Origin of the sequence: Bacillus sp. FH, from assembly GCF_052216825.1 — a bacterium.
Lineage (GTDB): Bacteria > Bacillota > Bacilli > Bacillales > Bacillaceae_G > Bacillus_A > Bacillus_A paranthracis.
The window spans coordinates 2,496,085-2,513,477 of sequence record NZ_JBQOUU010000001.1 but is presented as its reverse complement, the minus strand read 5'-3'; the positions used below and the strand labels follow the sequence as shown (position 1 = coordinate 2,513,477).

Sequence of the window (17,393 nt, the reverse complement as noted above, 5' to 3'; positions counted from 1 at the left end):
TGAAGACAATATGCACTTTGAAAATATTCATTTATGTAATATGAAATTGAGATAATTGTATCTTAAGAATGTCACTTATTACATTTATGAAAATTAACTTTCTGCCTAGAGAGAGTTGTACAATTTGTGGACCGAAGTTAAGATGGTACAGTTCCTTTTCGGATTTAGTGGAATATAAGTTATTTATAATATTCGGCTAAATCATTACTGCGGTCATTTTTGAAGCTGTTTTACATAAGAAAAAAGAAGGTATCCCTTTTGATAATAGTGTTATCTTCTCTTAAAGATGATTATGAATAACCTTCGCTAAAGATTATATACTTAAATGATAAAGAGTTCAACAGCGGTTTAACAAATATTTTCCAAAAATTAAAAATGACCGTTTTAGTAGAAAAATTCTAAAAAACGGTCATTTTTAATTTTATACTTCTGTTAAAATAATCGGTTCGCCGCGTGTTACGACAACTGTATGTTCGCATTGTGCAACAAGGCTTTTATCAGGTGTAACGAATGTCCAACCATCATCGCCACGTTCGATAATGTGATCAGCTTTCATAGAAATGAATGGCTCTACAGCGATAACAAGACCGTCTTTTAGAAGCGCATTATCCATTGGATCAAAATAGCTTAAAATGTGGTTTGGTGCTTCATGTAAGCTAAGACCAATACCGTGGCCAGTTAAGTTTTGAATAACATTGTATCCATTTTTATGTGCAAAGTTTGAAACGGCACGACCAATTTGGTTTTGTTTTGAACCAGCTTTCACCTTTTTCATTGCTGCCCAAAAGGCATCAACAGCTGCTTGGCAAAGCTTTTCTTTTGCTTCATCTTCTCCAAGTACAAATGAAATACCTGTATCTGCATAATAACCATCAAGTGCTGCAGATACGTCGACATTTACAAGGTCGCCTTCTTTTAATACACGATCACCTGGAATACCGTGAGCAACTTCTTCATTTACACTGATGCAAGTTACGCCAGGGAAATCATATTCTTTTTCAGGCGCAGAAATAGCACCATGCTCATCTAATACTTTTTTGCCAATCAAATCAAGCTCTTTCGTTGTCATACCTGGCTTCGCTTCTTTTTTCATTTCTTCACGTGCAAGCGCAACGATGCGGCCGATTTTTCGTAAGCCTTCTAAATCTTGTTCATTACGAATAATCATGAAAACCACTGTCCTTCCTCGAATATATATCTTATCCGATTGTATCATGTTTATTTTCGTCCTGCTACTCGCTTGCGGTATGCAGGCTGATTCCTCTCATAAAGAATACATGACAATTGTCATATCGATGTCATGACGCATCATACTGTTTCCTAAGTTTTCCAAGGAATAAAATGTAAATATAAGAAACAGCGGGGGTGGAGAGATGGAAAAGATTATTGAAGTAAATAGTGTTTCTAAAACATTTAAACATAAAAAAGCAGTAAATAACGTTTCATTTCATGTGAGTAAAGGAGAAATCGTAGCACTGCTTGGACCGAATGGTGCAGGGAAAACGACGACGATGTCGATGATGCTTGGATTAAAGGATCCGACGGAAGGAATGGTTTCTACATTTGGAAAGAGTCCAAAGCATAGAGATGTTCGTAATAGACTCGGCGCGATGTTACAAGAAGTAAGTGTTATTGATAGCATTACGGTGGAAGAGGCAATTGAGTTATTCCGCAGCTATTATACGAATCCGATAGCGAAAGAAACGTTGCTACAGTTATCGAATTTAAAATCGGAACGAAAGCAAAGATGTGAGAAATTATCAGGTGGTCAAAAGAGAAGGTTAAATTTCGCACTCGCACTTGCAGGAAATCCAGATTTGCTATTTTTAGATGAACCGACAGTTGGAATGGATATTACGTCTCGAAGAACGTTTTGGGAAACGATTCGAAAGTTAGCAAGTGAAGGGAAAACAATTATTTTAACGACGCACTATTTAGAAGAAGCGGATGCATTGGCGAATCGTATTTTATTGTTTGCAAATGGAAAGATTATCGCAGACGGTACACCAGATGAGATGAAAGCGACGATTTCACGAAAAACAATTACATTTTATTCGAAGGAAAGTATTCCTGTAAAATTATTAAAAGGGTTACCAAGCGTAACAGAAGTACAATCAAACGAAGGTCACTTCACTTTAATAACTGAAGATACGGATGCAACCTTAAAAGCAATTTATGAAAAGAACTTACCTGTAACAAATATTTCAGTTGAACGTGGAAGTCTTGATGAAGCATTTGAACAGTTTGTCGCAAATCAGAAGGGGGAAATCGCATGAAAGCTTTATGGATGCAATGCAAAATAGAAATTTTACGTACGTTCCGCAATAAATTATTTATCTTTTTCTCATTATTAATGCCAGTTATGTTTTACTACATTTTCACTAATGTTATTCAAGTGCCACAAAACGGAGATGCGTGGAAAGCGCATTATTTAATCTCAATGGCGACGTTTAGTATTGTAGGGACAGCACTTTTTAGTTTCGGTGTAAGGATTTCTCAGGAAAAAGGGCAAGGGTGGACACATTTGTTGAAAATTACACCACTTCCAGAGGGAGCGTATATAACAGCAAAGATCATCGCTCAAACAGTAGTAAATGCTTTTTCAATCTTAGTTATTTTTATTGCAGGAATATTAATTAATCATGTTGAGTTAACGGTAGGGCAATGGATTGGTGCTGGATTATGGTTGTTGTTAGGTGTAACACCATTTTTAGCATTAGGAACAGTAATAGGTTCTATTAAGAAGGCGGATGCAGCAGCGGGTTTAGCGAATATTTTAAATATGAGTTTAGCTGTAATTGGCGGTCTATGGATGCCAATCGAAGTATTCCCGAAAATATTAAGATCTATCGGTGAATGGACACCAACATATCACTTCGGAAGTGGTGCATGGGATATTGTAGCTGGAAAATCAATTGGTTGGGAAAATATCGCGGTATTAGGAGGTTATTTCCTTATATTTGTTGTAGTATCAATATATATAAGAAAAAGACAGGAAGCGGTATAAATGACAGAGAAGAAGAGGATTGAAATTTTTCCGAAACATATGGGATTCTTTCCGTATATGTGGCTCGTTTACTTGTTATTTCCAATTTATAATTTAACACAAGTATCGGGATGGAAGCTTGTAATAGGAAGCGGTATGTTGATAGTTTTCATGATCACATACCGTCAACTTTATTTTGTTCAGAAGACGTTCATTTTGTGGGCTTGTATTCAAATGATACTTACGCTTTTATTTGCTTTATTTTATAATCCCTTCATGATATTCTTTGGCTTTTTCACAGCAAGTGCAATGGGGTTTGCACCAAGTAAGAAAGTATTTCGGATATTACTATGTTTGTTAGTTGTAATGCTTGGAGTATTTGTATTTATAAATATGAATCAACTAACACCGACAAGTTTAGTAAATATCGTTCCGATGTTTATTTTAATGCTTCTTACACCATTTGGTATGCGCAATTTTAACCAGAAAAAGATGTTAAGAAATCAATTAAACGAAGCGAATGAGCAAATTAAGGACTTAGTAAAACGTGAAGAGAGGCAGCGTATTGCAAGGGATCTTCATGACACGCTCGGGCATACGCTATCTCTTATTACGTTGAAAAGTCAGCTTGTTGAAAAGCTAATCGTCAAAAATCCAGAGCGCGCAAGTACGGAAGCGAAGGAGATTACACAAACATCTCGAACTGCTTTAAAACAGCTAAGGGAATTAATTTCTGATATGCGCATGATTACGGTAGAAGAAGAGCTTGAGCAAATAAAAGCGATCTTACAAGCTGCTAATATTGAATTAGAGATCAAACAAGAAACGAGTGCAAGTTCGCTATCACCCATTGAACAAAATATTTTAGGAATGTGTTTACGTGAAGCTGTTACGAATGTTGTAAAGCATAGTAAGGCAACGCGGTGCATAGTTTCTGTACGAGAATTACAAGGTGAATTGATTTTGACAGTAGAAGATAACGGAATTGGTTTAGCGGATCAAAATCACGATGGGAATGGTATTCGTGGTATGAAGGAGCGAATCGCTCTTATTGATGGATTTGTTGAACTGGGTACGATTAATCCAGGAACACTATTAACAGTAAAAGTTCCAGTTGTTATTAGAACAGGAAAAGATGAGGTGAAGGCATGATTCGAATTATTATTGCAGAAGATCAGCGAATGCTTCGTGGTGCGTTAGGAGCCCTACTCGATCTAGAAGATGATATTGAAGTAATTGGGCAGGCTGCAAACGGGGAAGAGGCGCTAAAACTAATTGAATCGTTAAAGCCTGATGTAAGCATTATGGATATTGAAATGCCAATTCAAAGTGGATTAGATGTTGCGGAAACGTTAAAGAAAGAAAATTCAGCGTGCAAGGTAATGATTTTAACGACATTTGCGCGTCCTGGATATTTTGAACGAGCAATGAAAGCTGGTGTGCACGGATATTTATTAAAAGATAGCCCAAGCGAGGATTTAGCTGCATCGATTCGCAACGTAATGAAAGGTAAACGAGAGATTTCTCAAGATTTAATGTTCGGCTTATGGCAGGAGCAAAATCCGTTATCAGATCGTGAAAAAGAAGTATTGCTACTTGCGAAAGAGGGAAAGACGGCAAATGAAATCGCAAAGGCACTTTATCTTTCGCCAGGTACAGTACGTAATTATATTTCTGAAGTATTAACGAAGCTTGATGCGAAAAATAGAATTGAGGCAATTACAATTGCGGAAGAAAAGGGATGGATATGAAAAGAAGTTTACCTATGAATGGTAAACTTCTTTTTTCTTATAAACATCGGTTTCACTAGAGAATTACGTCTTAGTTGAATTGCTTGGAAGTTGAAGTGTAGTACATAATGAAGATTTTACTTCATTTTTCGACAAAAAATTTGTTATAGTTAGATTAAGTTGTTGGTCTAAATTTTGGACCAATTTGCCACTAATAGTTGTAATTACTCCATTTTTATCTACTTTTACAATGAAATCTTGACCATATACTTTATAGTTTTTGAAAGATTGTTCAAGATGAAATTCGGTTTGATTTTCTTTATCGGTAGGTTGAAATTCTCCATTTTTTTCAGTTTTTACTTGCTCTTGTTGAGCCTTAGCCCCATTTACCTCACCTTTTAAATAGTTTTTCGCAATATTTTCTTTCGTATCATTTTGGGGTTGTGTTAATTTCTAAATTGTTAAACTAGGCTGAGCAATTTCAACTTTTAATTCATTTTGTCTAATTCTTGGGTGTGGATCGCTTTTGCTGATAAAGGATAAAAAAGACCGAGTGTAATAAAAGCATGGGCAAGTTTTCTATAATTTATCTATAATACTCCTAATCTATTATTGTATATGGGATGGATTGTATGAAAAATTTGCCGAATTTTATATATATATATTATGCATTATTTCATATCAAAAATTGTCGAATTCACTTTATTGTAGTGGTATGACAACTCGAAAAATTAGATTGTTATAGTGGGATGGTGAGTAAGTATGCACGCAGAAAAATTAGGAAGTGAAATTAAGAAAATTAGGGTGATGAGAGGATTAACACAAAAACAGTTATCCGAGAATATATGTCACCAATCGGAAGTGAGCCGAATTGAATCGGGCGCGGTATACCCAAGTATGGACATATTACAAGGTATTGCAGCAAAGTTACAAGTTCCTATTATCCATTTTTATGAGGTACTTATCTATTCTGACATTGAAAGGAATAAGCAGCTAAAAGACCGAATTATTACGCTTTGTAAGCAGAAGAAATATAAGGAAATTTATAATAAAGTATGGAATGAGTTGAAAAAGGAAGAATATCATCCTGAGCTTCAGCAGTTTCTTCAATGGCAATATCATGTGGCTGCTTACGTATTGAAAAAAATTGATTACGAATATTGTATTTTAGAATTAAAGAAATTGCTCAATCAACAATTGGTAGGTATAGATGTATACCAGAACCTGTATATTGAAAACGCAATTGCAAACATTTACGCTGAAAATGGCCATTTTAAGAAGAGTATTGAGTTATATGAAAATATATTAAAGCAATTAGAAGTATTGCATGATAATAAAGAGTTTGATGTGAAGGTGAGACATAATTATGCAAAGGCATTATACTTAGACAATCAATACGAAGAAGCACTTTGTCACGCAAATAAAGCCATTGAACTATCGTGTCAAATTAATAGTATGACATTGATTGGACAGTTATACTATCGAAAAGTTGAGTGCCTAGAAAAGCTAGAGTGTGATAGAGCAGAAATTGAAGATGCTTACGAAAAAGCTTACTTCTTTTTCGATATATTAGGAAACCATACATTAAAAGAATCAATTATAAAAAGGATGAAGAAATAAAAAAGATTTAAAAAGAAAATATGCATAATTGCATAAGATGTGGATAAATTTTCATGATATATTTAAAGAAAAAATGTGGGTGATGGAATATGAAAAAACTACTTATTGGTAGTCTGTTAACGTTAGCAATGGCATGGGGTATTTCATTAGGAGATACAGCTTTAGAGAAAAACCAAGTAATTTCTCATAATGATCAAGAAGTACAATTAGCTTCAGATGTACCTTTTGAATATTAAAAAAACAACCGTCTTACTTAGACGGTTGTTTTTTTGTGGAGTAACCTCCAAACGTCTTTACTAGAAACGGGCTTGCTAATAAAGAATCCTTGAATGTGGTCACAGTTTTGCTCATATAAAAACTTCCATTGTTCTTCAGTTTCTACACCTTCTGCGATAACTTCTAAATTTAGTTCTTTTGATAGTGTAATAATGGAAGAAATAATCGCTTCCTCTAAAGGACTAGTTGTAATTCCGCAAATAAATTCTCGAGCAATTTTTAATGTATTAATTGGATATTTTGTTAAATAAGCTAAAGAACTATAACCAGTTCCAAAGTCATCAATTGAAATTTGAATACCGAGATTTTGAAGTTGTTCTAGTTTTGCAACTACAGATTGATTTTGGTTAATGGCGATACTTTCTGTAATTTCGATATCTAGTGCTTCTGGTTTTAACTCTGTTTCTTCTAAAACTTTTGAAATAGTTGGGATTAAATCTGCATGATTAAATTGAACTACAGATAAATTTACACCGACTTTTAAGTGAGAGAAACCTTGATTATGCCATCTTTTCGCTTCTAAGCAAGCAGTACGTAAAATCCAATTTCCAAGTTCAATAATGAATCCAGTTTCCTCTGCTAGAGGGATAAATTGGGCTGGGGATACGATACCGAGCTTTGGATGTTTCCAACGAATTAATGCTTCAAAACCAATAACTTGTTTTGTTTTTGTGCTTACTTGTGGCTGGTATTCAAGGAAAAATTCATTTTGTTGTAATGCTTTTGAAAGTTCTCCTTCTAAGAAGTTACTCTCATTTTGAGCGATACTCATTTCTTTTGAGAAGAAAACAAATCGGTTTTTTCCATTTGCTTTCGCGCGATACATAGCCATATCAGCATTTTTCATTAATGCTGTTACATCAGTTCCACAATCAGGGTACATTGCAATTCCGATACTTGGTGTAATAGACAGTTCTTCATCTTTAATGAAGAATGGTTTGTTTAAAATATTTAAAATTTGTTCAGCTATAAAGGCCGCACTTTTTTCTGAGTACATATCTGGTAATAGAATTGTAAACTCATCTCCACCTTGGCGAGCAACGACATCTTTTGAACGTAGGCAACTGCGTAATCGTTTTGCTACTTCAATTAATAACAAGTCTCCGACGTCATGACCGAGTCTATCGTTAATTTTTTTGAATCGATCTAAATCAAGAAACATGACGGCAACATCATTTGCGCTAGCCTGAGCGGTATTTAAAATGTTTTTTAAATCTTTTTCAAACTTACGGCGATTTGGTAATCCGGTAAGTGCATCATGAAAGGCTAAATGTTCTACTTGTTTTTGTTTTTCATATAAAGTTGTAATATCACGTGCTATGCCAAACATCCCGACAACTTCCTTGTTTATGAAAGTAGGGATGAGTGTAATGTGAAGGTAATAGTAGTAACCTTCTTTTTCCTTTGTACGAACTTCTAAAGTTTGTGGTCTACCTTCTTTCGTTAGTTGTAAAGCTTTCTTTAGTAAATCATGGTCTTTTGAGTCAATAAAGTGTAAAAGGGAATAGCTTTCTACTTCACAATAGTAGGCAGTAAATAAGCTTTCGCAAGCTGTATTAGACTGCTGGAAAATACCGTACATATTTAAAGAGAAAACAGCATCCGGGTGATCTTCGAATAAAGATTTATAACGTTGTTCACTTTTTGATAAAGCAGATGCACCTTCTTCTACTTTATCTTCTAGTTGTGTAGTCAACTGCTCGTATGTATCGATTAGTGCCTGATTATCTTTCCACATATAAAGTTGTCGTAAGAATAATAAGATAAGAGATAATACTAGACCGATCAACATGAACTTATCATCCCAAGGTTGAAAGATAATAAAAGAAAAAGTAATGATTATACTAAAATAAGGTAATATAAAGCGCACATAATCAAACCGATAATATTTTGTTTTCGTTTCATGCTGTATTGGTTTATCTAAAATATATAGTATGGATGACAAACCAATTAATAAAATCGAAGCAGTATGTATTAAGTAAGAGACTTCAGAAGAAGGTTTTATCCCTGCGTTTAATTGAAACAGGTGTATATATCCGTACACGAGTATAATAGTAAAGCCGATAATTAATGAAATTCTGCTAGAAGAATATTCTTCTCTTCTATATAGACTAATTACGGCGTAGATTACTAATGATTGTGCAATAAAATATCCAATTAAAACCCAGGTATCTGTTGTTAACATACGAAAGCTTGAAATGTCCAAAATAAAAGTTAAGGTAAAATAAATATTCATAATAACGATAAAGATGCTATCGAATGAAAATTGAGCTAGTCCTCTAATAGAGTAATGCTTTATGAACTTTATAGCAAAGCCAGAAAAGAGCAAAATATATTGTACGATAAAAAAGGGCAATGCCTTATATGAGAATATGACTTGGTCATATATAGAAAGTGAATGAAGAAATAGAGTTATCTCCATTGTCAATCCACATAGGCAAGTGCATAGTACTAAAACCCAAAATAATTTGTCACCGCGCTTCATTTTCTTAATTGCTTTATATAGGCAATAGCAAGAAAAGAGTGTAGCGAAAAAAAATAAGAAGAGAATTCCAATTTCTTTTATATTTAAGTCCTTAGGGATAAGAAATATCCAAAGAGAAAATATAATTATGTACATCGTGACAAAGTGTACGTATTTTTTTTGATTAATCATATTATGACTCCGTTTCAATAAAGTTGAATCACAGGTGGAAAATGCTAATTCCAATCATAGCATATAAAATAGGATGTTTTTTACTGAAAAAATTACTTTTTTTGAAAAAAATAGCTCAACATTACAATTTACCATTGTAATGTTGAGCTACTTATTCTTTTTACCCCTCTTATAGAGGATAATTCATGTATGAATTGCAGCATCGCTAAATCTTTCTGTTTACTTTCAATCATAATATCGAAATTATGATTGATTTTTTTTGCAACGTGTAAGAAAGGTTTAATAAACTCTAAATCAATATATTCCGCGTGAGCCCTAAATTCTTTTTTTGATTTAGGAGAGGAAATGTGAACTTTAGGAACGATATTTGTATGTGACCAAGTTTCAAAAATTGCAGGAAGTAACTCTTCTAACGGTTCTTCGCAAAGATTTGCCATGTGATGGTGATAATCAAATACGAATGGGATCTTTTCTTTTTGGCAAATAGATAAAGTTTCAGCAGTTGTATATGTTTTATCATCATTTTCAAGTGTCATTTGCCTCTTTATATGTGCAGGAAGTTTTTTTATGTTGTCATGGAAACGTTCAACCGCTTTTTCTTTATTTCCGTAGGCACCACCTACATGGATGTTAATATAAGAAGAATCTGCAATGCCTATTGCATCTAATACTTTATAATGATAGGTCATATCTGTAATAGCGTTAGTCGTAATGTGTGGTTTGTCGCTTGTAAATAGTGTAAATTGATTCGGATGAAAACTTACTCGTAAATTATGTTCTTTAATTAATGCCCCAATTGTACGCCAAAGCGGTGTGAACAATCCGATGTAATCAAACTCGACTTCGGGATGTGTTGCAAGTGGGACGATGGAAGAAGATAAGCGATATAATGGAATTTCATGCGCTATATTGTAATGAAGAATACGTATTGTATGCTCAAGATTCTGCCGCGTAACATCGTATAATTTATCTTCTCGTTCTTGTTTACTAAGCTTTTGAAAGCTTGTAAATGTCATCGTTTTAGCCGGAGAACAGTCCCAGAGTGCCATTGCATGTGAGACATATCCGAAACGCATAATCATAATGAATACATCTCCTTTATGCATTATCTTTCCTATAGGAAGAAAGCAAGTATTGTTCCTATCCATTCTTTGCCTCTATTAATGAGAGAATTCGGACTAACATCTTTCAAGGAAAGTAATGACGCATTTTCTAGATCTTCGTGGAATTTATTTTTTACTGTTTGTATAAAATGTTCATCATATAAAAGGCAGTTGATTTCATGGTTAATATATAAACTTCTCATATCAAAGTTTGCAGTTCCGATATCACAGATATAGTCATCAACTATAATAACTTTAGCGTGAAAAAAACCTTGTTGAAATGCGTAAATATTACAGCCAGCTTGTATTAACTTTCGGCAATATGGGAATTTTGCTTCTCGAACAAGGGGGTGATCCGCTTTTTCTGGAACGAGAATCGTGATTTGAACCCCTCGTTTTCGTGCTTCTAATAATGCGTTCATAATTTTTCTTCCAGGAATGAAATAGGGTGTACCGATAAAGAGTTCCTTTTTTGCACCTTCAATTAAATGTAAAAAAGTATGTTGTAAATAGGCACCATCAGTTGGAATAAATTGATGTTCGATAGTACCGGGTTGCTGTTTCGGAAAATAAAGAGAAGCGTCCAATAAATTTTGGTTTGTATCATCAAACCAGTCATGTAAAAATTGCTTTTGTAAATCTTGTACTCCTTCGCCTGTAAGACGTAAATGATAGTCCCTCCATAATCCTAACCGCTCATTATGTCCCAAATACTCTTCACCAATATTAAATCCCCCAATGTAACCAATTTTCCCGTCGATAACTGTAATTTTTCTATGGTTTCTTTGATTTGCAGAAAAGAAAGGAAAAGGAAACTTTACTTTGTGACAAAATGAAAAAGAGATACCATGTTTTTGTAGGGAGCGAACGGCCTCGTTTGATAAATGATGGCTTCCCAATCTATCGAGTAAAAGTCTTACTTCAATTCCTTCCTTTGCCTTATCAATAAGTAACTTTAAAAATTCTCGGCTGATTGTATCGTTTTTTACAATGAAAAACAAAACGTGCACATGGTGTTTCGCCTGTTTTATATCAGTAAATAGAGTGTCATACAAATCTTTTCCGTATGTATAAAGGTGAAAATCACTTTGACGTAAAGGGAAAGAACGAGAACGTACACGCCTTAAATGAACAATTCTCCCATAAGAAAGATCAATTACAATCCAGAGAGCAATACCTATTAATAAGAGAGATAAGAAGAACATGAGTAAATTCCCTCCTTCACGGTCTTTTCACCATTTGTTTTTTATAAATCAAACATTCATTTTATTCGGTTATTTGTGGGCTAATAATTAGTAGGGAGTAAATAACTTCTAATGATTAAAGTTTCACTTTATAGTTTCACCGAAATAAACAGCTTTATTAAAAAATATGTTGTTGTATAACAAAAAACTGTTGACTGAATGCTCACTCATTATATAATGAAGGTAGGGGATAAAATTCAGAAAATTATATGTTTTTGAAGATTCTAAAAAAGAAAGAGGGCTTACAAAGAGAGGGGTAGCATAAAAATGAATAGCTTACTGATCATGAATTGGCTGGCTGCCATTGCTGTTATTGCTTATGCGGGATATTTGTTTGTGTATCTTATACGAACGAGGATGGCCTACATACAGTTAGGAAAAAAGATTGAATTTGACCGTCGTTTTAAAGAGCGTTGGGATCTCCTTAAGGTCAATGTTTTCGGTCAGAAAAAGCTGCTGAAAGATAAAAAGAGCGGCATTATTCACGTTATGTTCTTTTACGGATTTATTCTTGTCCAATTTGGAGCAATTGACTTCGTTTGGAAAGGACTCGCACCAGGATCACATCTTCCACTTGGACCACTATACCCTGCATTTACATTCTTCCAGGAAATTGTCACACTTGTTATTTTAATTGCAGTCTTTTGGGCTTTTCATCGACGTTATGTTGAGAAGCTAGTTCGTTTAAAACGTAATTTCAAATCAGGCCTTGTTCTTATCTTTATCGGTGGCTTAATGATTTCTGTGCTACTTGGTAATGGGATGGGAATTATATGGCATGGCGAGGAGCTTTCATGGAGTGAGCCAATCGCTTCTGCAATCGCTTACGTTTTCTCAGGGATAAATGAAACCGTAGCCATTTCTGTGTTCTATTTCTCTTGGTGGGTGCATTTACTAATTTTGTTAACATTTTTAGTTTATGTTCCACAATCGAAACACGCGCATTTAATTGCGGGACCAGCTAACGTTTTCTTCGGCCGTCTTTCAAATCCAGGGAAACTTGAAAAGATTGACTTTGAAGATGAAACACAAGAAACATTTGGTGTTGGTAAAATCGAAGATTTTAGACAAAATCAGCTTATTGACTTATACGCTTGCGTAGAGTGTGGTCGTTGTACAAATATGTGTCCGGCAACAGGAACAGGTAAAATGTTATCGCCGATGGATTTAATTTTAAAACTTCGCGATCATTTAACTGATAAAGGAGCGGCAGTAACATCAAAAGCGCCTTGGGTTCCAGTAGTTGCTTTTAATAATACACAAGGAAATCAGTTAGCGATGATGGCAGCTGGGAAAGGGCAACAAGAATCAGCGGCTGCAACACTCGCTTACGATCCAAGTTTAATTGGAGATGTTATTACAGAAGAAGAGATTTGGGCTTGTACAACGTGTCGTAACTGTGAGGATCAGTGTCCAGTTATGAATGAGCACGTTGATAAAATTATTGATTTACGCCGCTATCTCGTTTTAACAGAAGGAAAGATGGATGCGGAAGCACAGCGTGCGATGACAAACATCGAGCGCCAAGGGAATCCGTGGGGTCTAAACCGTAAAGAGCGTGAAACTTGGCGCCAAGGTGATGATGAAGTAACGGTTCCAACTGTAAAAGAAAAATCGAAAGCTGGCGAGGAGTTCGAATATTTATTCTGGGTTGGTTCAATGGGATCATATGATAATCGTAGTCAGAAGATTGCGATATCGTTTGCGAAGTTGATGAACGAAGCAGGCATTTCATTTGCGATACTCGGTAATAAGGAAAAGAACTCTGGAGATACACCGCGCCGTCTTGGAAATGAATTTGTCTTCCAAGAGATGGCGACAAAAAATATCGAGGAATTTGAAAAAGCAGGAGTGAAGAAAATCGTTACGATTGACCCTCATGCTTATAACACATTTAAAAATGAGTATCCGGACTTTGGCTTGCAAGCAGAAGTCTATCATCATACAGAACTGTTAGCTCAGTGGGTGAAAGAAGGACGCTTAAAACCGGTTCACGCTATTGAGGAAACAGTTACGTACCATGATTCCTGCTACTTAGGAAGATACAACGAAGTATACGAAGCCCCGCGTGACATTTTGAAAGCGATTCCTGGTGTGAATCTTGTAGAAATGGCACGTAACCATGAAACGGGAATGTGCTGTGGAGCAGGTGGTGGCTTAATGTGGATGGAGGAAACAACAGGTTCACGCATTAACGTTGCTCGTACAGAACAAGCATTAGCTGTACAGCCATCCATTATCGGTACAGGATGTCCGTATTGCTTAACGATGATTAGTGATGGGACGAAAGCGAAAGAAGTTGAAGAGAAAGTTCAAACTCTCGATGTAACAGAGATTTTAGAACGCTCAGTGATTGGACAGAAGAAAGAAGCAATCTAGTTTGTAGGAATGCATACAACTTTAGAAAGAGGTGCAATGATTGCACCTCTTCTCAACGTAGGGATACCGAGCGAGCGCTCAGTGTTAAAAAATGAAATGGGGGAAAGAAACATGAGTAAAACAGTTATTTTAAGTGCTGCAAGAACACCAGTTGGAAAATTTGGAGGATCTTTAAAAGATGTAAAAGCAACAGAACTTGGAGGGATTGCAATTAAAGCGGCGCTTGAAAGAGCAAATGTTTCTGCTAGTGATGTTGAGGAAGTTATATTCGGAACGGTTATTCAAGGTGGGCAGGGGCAAATTCCGTCGCGCCAAGCGGCGAGGGCTGCTGGAATCCCTTGGGAAGTGCAGACGGAAACAGTGAATAAAGTTTGTGCATCGGGGCTTCGTGCGGTTACGTTAGCGGATCAAATTATTCGTACTGGCGATCAATCATTGATTGTAGCTGGTGGTATGGAGTCGATGAGTAACAGTCCTTACATTTTACGAGGAGCAAGATGGGGATATAGAATGGGCAACAACGAAGTCGTTGATTTAAACGTTGCTGATGGTTTAACATGCGCATTTTCAGGTATACACATGGGTGTTTATGGCGGAGAAGTTGCGAAGGAAGATGGAATTTCTCGCGAAGCGCAAGATGAATGGGCATATCGTAGCCACCAGCGTGCGGTTTCAGCACATAATGAAGGACGTTTTGAAGAGGAAATCGTGCCAGTAACGATTCCGCAAAGAAAAGGCGATCCTATTGTCGTTGCAAAGGATGAGGCGCCACGCGCGGATACAACAATTGAAAAGTTAGCAAAATTAAAACCTGTATTTGATAAAACAGCGACAGTGACAGCTGGTAATGCACCAGGCTTAAACGATGGTGGTGCTGCACTTGTATTAATGAGCGAAGAAAGAGCAAAGCAAGAAGGAAGAAAGCCGTTAGCGACAATTTTGGCACATACAGCAATTGCAGTGGAGTCTAAAGATTTCCCGAGAACGCCAGGTTATGCAATTAACGCATTGCTTGAAAAAACAGGCAAGACAATTGAAGACATCGATTTATTCGAGATTAATGAAGCATTTGCAGCAGTAGCAATTGCAAGTACAGAAATCGCAGGAATTGACCCAGAAAAATTGAATGTAAATGGCGGCGCAGTAGCGATGGGACATCCGATTGGAGCAAGCGGAGCGCGCATTATCGTTACACTAATCCATGCACTTAAGCAACGCGGCGGTGGAATTGGAATTGCTTCGATTTGTAGTGGTGGCGGTCAAGGCGATGCAGTGATGATTGAAGTTCACTAATTAAGATTAGAAGATATATAGTTTATTAAAAATTAAGGGGGAAGAAGAAATGGGTGTACAAAAAATTGTTGTAATTGGTGCAGGACAAATGGGATCAGGAATTGCGCAAGTATGTGCAATGGCAGGATACGATGTGAAGGTACAAGATTTAAAACAGGAGCAATTAGATAGAGGATTGGCTATTATTACGAAAAACTTAGCACGTCAAGTAGAAAAGGGGCGCATGAAGGAAGAAGAAAAGGAAGCGACATTAAACCGTCTTGCAGTAACGCTTGATTTAGATTGTGTGAAGGAAGCAGATCTTATTATCGAAGCAGCTGTCGAGAAAATGGATATTAAAAAGAAAATCTTTGCGAATTTAGATGAAATTGCTCCAGAACACGCAATTTTAGCGACAAATACGTCATCTTTGCCAATTACAGAAATTGCCGCGGTAACGAAACGTCCGGAAAAAGTAATCGGTATGCACTTTATGAATCCGGTTCCGGTTATGAAACTTGTTGAAATTATTCGTGGTTTGGCTACAGATGATGCGGTATACAAAACAATTGAAGATATTACGAAGAAAATTGGCAAAGTACCAGTTGAAGTAAATGATTTCCCAGGATTTGTATCGAATCGTATTTTATTACCGATGATTAACGAAGCAATTTATACGTTATATGAAGGTGTAGCGACGAAAGAAGCGATTGATGAAGTAATGAAACTTGGTATGAATCACCCGATGGGTCCTTTAACGCTCGCTGATTTTATCGGTTTAGACACGTGTTTATATATTATGGAAGTGTTGCATGAAGGTTTAGGTGATAGTAAATACCGCCCATGTCCATTACTGCGTAAGTACGTAAATGCAGGATGGTTAGGACGTAAAACAGGTCGTGGTTTCTACGTTTACGAATAAATCCCCCTTTGTTACAAAATAGTGGTCTTACCAAATTATTAAAAGGATTTATAGCAAATGGAGGCGGAGTATATGAACTTTCGTTTTAATGAAGAGCAACAAATGATGAGAAAAATGGTTCGAGATTTTGCACAGAAGGAAATTGCTCCCTTTGTTCCTAGTATGGAACAAGGGGTGTTTCCAAAAGAGATTTTGCAGAAGATGGGTGAGCTTGGATTAATGGGAATTCCAGCGCCTGCAAAATACGGCGGGGCAGAAATGGATTTTATTTCTTACATTTTAGCAATTGAAGAAATTTCAAAGGTAAGCGCAACGGTTGGTGTAATTTTAGCTGTACATACGTCAGTTGGAATGAACCCGATTTTATATTTCGGAACAGAAGAACAGAAAGAGAAATACGTTTCTAAACTTGCGACTGGTGAATATTTAGGTGCATTTGCATTAACAGAACCAAATGCAGGATCGGATGCAGGAAGTTTGAAATCAAGAGCTGTGAAGAAAGGCGATCATTACATTATTAATGGATCGAAGGTGTTCATTACAAATGGTGGTGAAGCAAGTACATATATTGTATTCGCTTCTACAAATCCAGAGGCAGGAAAGAGTGGGATTTCTGCATTCATAGTAGAGAAAGATACACCAGGCTTAATTATCGGTAAAGATGAGCATAAAATGGGACTGCTCGGTTCTCGCACTGTACAACTTACGTTCGAGGATATGAAGGTACCGGCTGAGAATTTACTTGGTGAAGAAGGACAAGGATTTAAGGTAGCAATGGCGAATTTAGATGTTGGAAGAATTGGGATTGGGGCGCAAGCATTAGGGATTACTGAAGCGGCGCTTGCATGTGCGATTGATTATGCGAAAGAACGTGAGCAATTCGGAAAGCCAATTGCGGCGCAGCAAGGGATTGGCTTCAAACTTGCAGATATGGCAACTAGTGTAGAAGCGGCGCGATTACTCGTATATAGGGCGGCATCGCTAAGAGCGCAAGGATTACCATGTGGTAAGGAAGCATCTATTGCGAAATTATTCGCTTCTAAAACAGCTGTTGAAGTTGCGATTGAAGCGGTGCAAGTATTTGGGGGATACGGTTATACGAAGGACTATCCAGTAGAAAGATTTTTCCGTGATGCGAAAATCACGCAAATATATGAAGGAACGAGCGAAATACAGAAACTTGTTATTAGCCGAGCTTTATAAAA

The 17,393-nt window shown here is 36.3% G+C and carries 14 protein-coding genes and 1 pseudogene; 10 read left to right on the top strand and 5 right to left on the bottom strand.

From position 1 onward, the window contains the following. Positions 1-421 precede the first annotated feature (421 nt). Positions 422-1,216, bottom strand: coding sequence for a type I methionyl aminopeptidase (gene map / locus ACTT1L_RS13330; RefSeq protein ID WP_098857976.1), 795 nt, complete (start codon positions 1,214-1,216; stop codon positions 422-424). Between the two features lie 157 nt (positions 1,217-1,373). Between map and ACTT1L_RS13325 the strand changes: the two genes are divergently transcribed. The 4 genes from ACTT1L_RS13325 to ACTT1L_RS13310 are packed head-to-tail and all read left to right on the top strand — an operon-like array spanning position 1,374 to position 4,737. Continuing rightward, complete coding sequence (locus tag ACTT1L_RS13325; protein ID WP_071741895.1) at positions 1,374-2,276, top strand: ABC transporter ATP-binding protein; 903 nt, start codon at positions 1,374-1,376, stop codon at positions 2,274-2,276. Next, a complete protein-coding gene (locus tag ACTT1L_RS13320; protein ID WP_061131882.1) occupies positions 2,273-3,007 on the top strand; it encodes an ABC transporter permease in 735 nt (244 codons plus the stop codon). Before ACTT1L_RS13325 ends, ACTT1L_RS13320 begins: the two co-directional genes overlap by 4 nt. Further along, a complete protein-coding gene (locus ACTT1L_RS13315; RefSeq protein ID WP_000136743.1) occupies positions 3,008-4,138 on the top strand; it encodes a sensor histidine kinase in 1,131 nt (376 codons plus the stop codon). Next, the gene (locus ACTT1L_RS13310) at positions 4,135-4,737 is read left to right on the top strand and encodes a response regulator transcription factor (RefSeq protein ID WP_000619261.1); all 603 of its coding nucleotides are present in this window, start codon (positions 4,135-4,137) and stop codon (positions 4,735-4,737) included. Before ACTT1L_RS13315 ends, ACTT1L_RS13310 begins: the two co-directional genes overlap by 4 nt. A gap of 66 nt (positions 4,738-4,803) precedes the next feature. Here the strand turns inward: ACTT1L_RS13310 and ACTT1L_RS13305 are convergent. Then, a pseudogene (locus ACTT1L_RS13305) lies at positions 4,804-5,306 on the bottom strand (M4 family metallopeptidase); the annotation flags it as partial. Between the two features lie 172 nt (positions 5,307-5,478). Here ACTT1L_RS13305 and plcR point away from each other — a divergent pair. Both plcR and papR read left to right on the top strand, forming a co-directional pair. Beyond that, positions 5,479-6,336 (top strand): transcriptional regulator PlcR, encoded by an 858-nt coding sequence (plcR, locus tag ACTT1L_RS13300; protein ID WP_000542931.1) that lies wholly within the window; start codon positions 5,479-5,481, stop codon positions 6,334-6,336. Between the two features lie 89 nt (positions 6,337-6,425). After that, positions 6,426-6,572, top strand: a complete 147-nt coding sequence (papR, locus tag ACTT1L_RS13295) for a quorum-sensing peptide PapR (RefSeq protein WP_000734728.1) — start codon at positions 6,426-6,428, stop codon at positions 6,570-6,572. A gap of 17 nt (positions 6,573-6,589) precedes the next feature. Here papR and ACTT1L_RS13290 read toward each other — a convergent pair whose 3' ends face one another. The 3 genes from ACTT1L_RS13290 to cls form a co-directional block, all read right to left on the bottom strand. After that, the gene (locus tag ACTT1L_RS13290; protein WP_061131880.1) at positions 6,590-9,268 is read right to left on the bottom strand and encodes a DUF4084 domain-containing protein; all 2,679 of its coding nucleotides are present in this window, start codon (positions 9,266-9,268) and stop codon (positions 6,590-6,592) included. A 128-nt stretch (positions 9,269-9,396) separates the two neighbouring features. Next, complete coding sequence (gene uvsE / locus ACTT1L_RS13285) at positions 9,397-10,350, bottom strand: UV DNA damage repair endonuclease UvsE (RefSeq protein ID WP_000605890.1); 954 nt, start codon at positions 10,348-10,350, stop codon at positions 9,397-9,399. A 32-nt stretch (positions 10,351-10,382) separates the two neighbouring features. Beyond that, on the bottom strand, positions 10,383-11,576 hold the full coding sequence (gene cls, locus ACTT1L_RS13280) for a cardiolipin synthase (RefSeq protein WP_076868018.1): 1,194 nt from the start codon (positions 11,574-11,576) through the stop codon (positions 10,383-10,385). 306 nt (positions 11,577-11,882) lie between these two features. Here cls and ACTT1L_RS13275 point away from each other — a divergent pair, with 306 nt between their 5' ends. The 4 genes from ACTT1L_RS13275 (at position 11,883) to ACTT1L_RS13260 (ending at position 17,391) form a co-directional block, all read left to right on the top strand. After that, the gene (locus ACTT1L_RS13275; RefSeq protein ID WP_442821947.1) at positions 11,883-13,994 is read left to right on the top strand and encodes a heterodisulfide reductase-related iron-sulfur binding cluster; all 2,112 of its coding nucleotides are present in this window, start codon (positions 11,883-11,885) and stop codon (positions 13,992-13,994) included. A gap of 9 nt (positions 13,995-14,003) precedes the next feature. Next, positions 14,004-15,287 (top strand): acetyl-CoA C-acetyltransferase, encoded by a 1,284-nt coding sequence (locus ACTT1L_RS13270; protein WP_116777227.1) that lies wholly within the window; start codon positions 14,004-14,006, stop codon positions 15,285-15,287. 49 nt (positions 15,288-15,336) lie between these two features. Beyond that, positions 15,337-16,188: a 3-hydroxybutyryl-CoA dehydrogenase gene (locus ACTT1L_RS13265; RefSeq protein ID WP_000538858.1), complete on the top strand. Its 852-nt coding sequence runs from the start codon at positions 15,337-15,339 to the stop codon at positions 16,186-16,188. A gap of 72 nt (positions 16,189-16,260) precedes the next feature. Next, complete coding sequence (locus ACTT1L_RS13260) at positions 16,261-17,391, top strand: acyl-CoA dehydrogenase (protein ID WP_431085046.1); 1,131 nt, start codon at positions 16,261-16,263, stop codon at positions 17,389-17,391. The last annotated feature ends 2 nt before the right edge of the window (positions 17,392-17,393 follow it).

Bases quoted from the DNA above. Each gene is read 5' to 3' on its own strand.
- uvsE (WP_000605890.1), bottom strand. From the start codon at position 10,350: ATGATTATGCGTTTCGGATATGTCTCACATGCAATGGCACTCTGGGAC.
- ACTT1L_RS13310 (WP_000619261.1), top strand. From the start codon at position 4,135: ATGATTCGAATTATTATTGCAGAAGATCAGCGAATGCTTCGTGGTGCG.
- map (WP_098857976.1), bottom strand. From the start codon at position 1,216: ATGATACAATCGGATAAGATATATATTCGAGGAAGGACAGTGGTTTTC.
- ACTT1L_RS13290 (WP_061131880.1), bottom strand. From the start codon at position 9,268: ATGATTAATCAAAAAAAATACGTACACTTTGTCACGATGTACATAATT.
- cls (WP_076868018.1), bottom strand. From the start codon at position 11,576: ATGTTCTTCTTATCTCTCTTATTAATAGGTATTGCTCTCTGGATTGTA.
- ACTT1L_RS13325 (WP_071741895.1), top strand. From the start codon at position 1,374: ATGGAAAAGATTATTGAAGTAAATAGTGTTTCTAAAACATTTAAACAT.
- ACTT1L_RS13315 (WP_000136743.1), top strand. From the start codon at position 3,008: ATGACAGAGAAGAAGAGGATTGAAATTTTTCCGAAACATATGGGATTC.
- ACTT1L_RS13265 (WP_000538858.1), top strand. From the start codon at position 15,337: ATGGGTGTACAAAAAATTGTTGTAATTGGTGCAGGACAAATGGGATCA.
- plcR (WP_000542931.1), top strand. From the start codon at position 5,479: ATGCACGCAGAAAAATTAGGAAGTGAAATTAAGAAAATTAGGGTGATG.
- ACTT1L_RS13260 (WP_431085046.1), top strand. From the start codon at position 16,261: ATGAACTTTCGTTTTAATGAAGAGCAACAAATGATGAGAAAAATGGTT.
- ACTT1L_RS13320 (WP_061131882.1), top strand. From the start codon at position 2,273: ATGAAAGCTTTATGGATGCAATGCAAAATAGAAATTTTACGTACGTTC.
- papR (WP_000734728.1), top strand. From the start codon at position 6,426: ATGAAAAAACTACTTATTGGTAGTCTGTTAACGTTAGCAATGGCATGG.
- ACTT1L_RS13270 (WP_116777227.1), top strand. From the start codon at position 14,004: ATGCATACAACTTTAGAAAGAGGTGCAATGATTGCACCTCTTCTCAAC.
- ACTT1L_RS13275 (WP_442821947.1), top strand. From the start codon at position 11,883: ATGAATAGCTTACTGATCATGAATTGGCTGGCTGCCATTGCTGTTATT.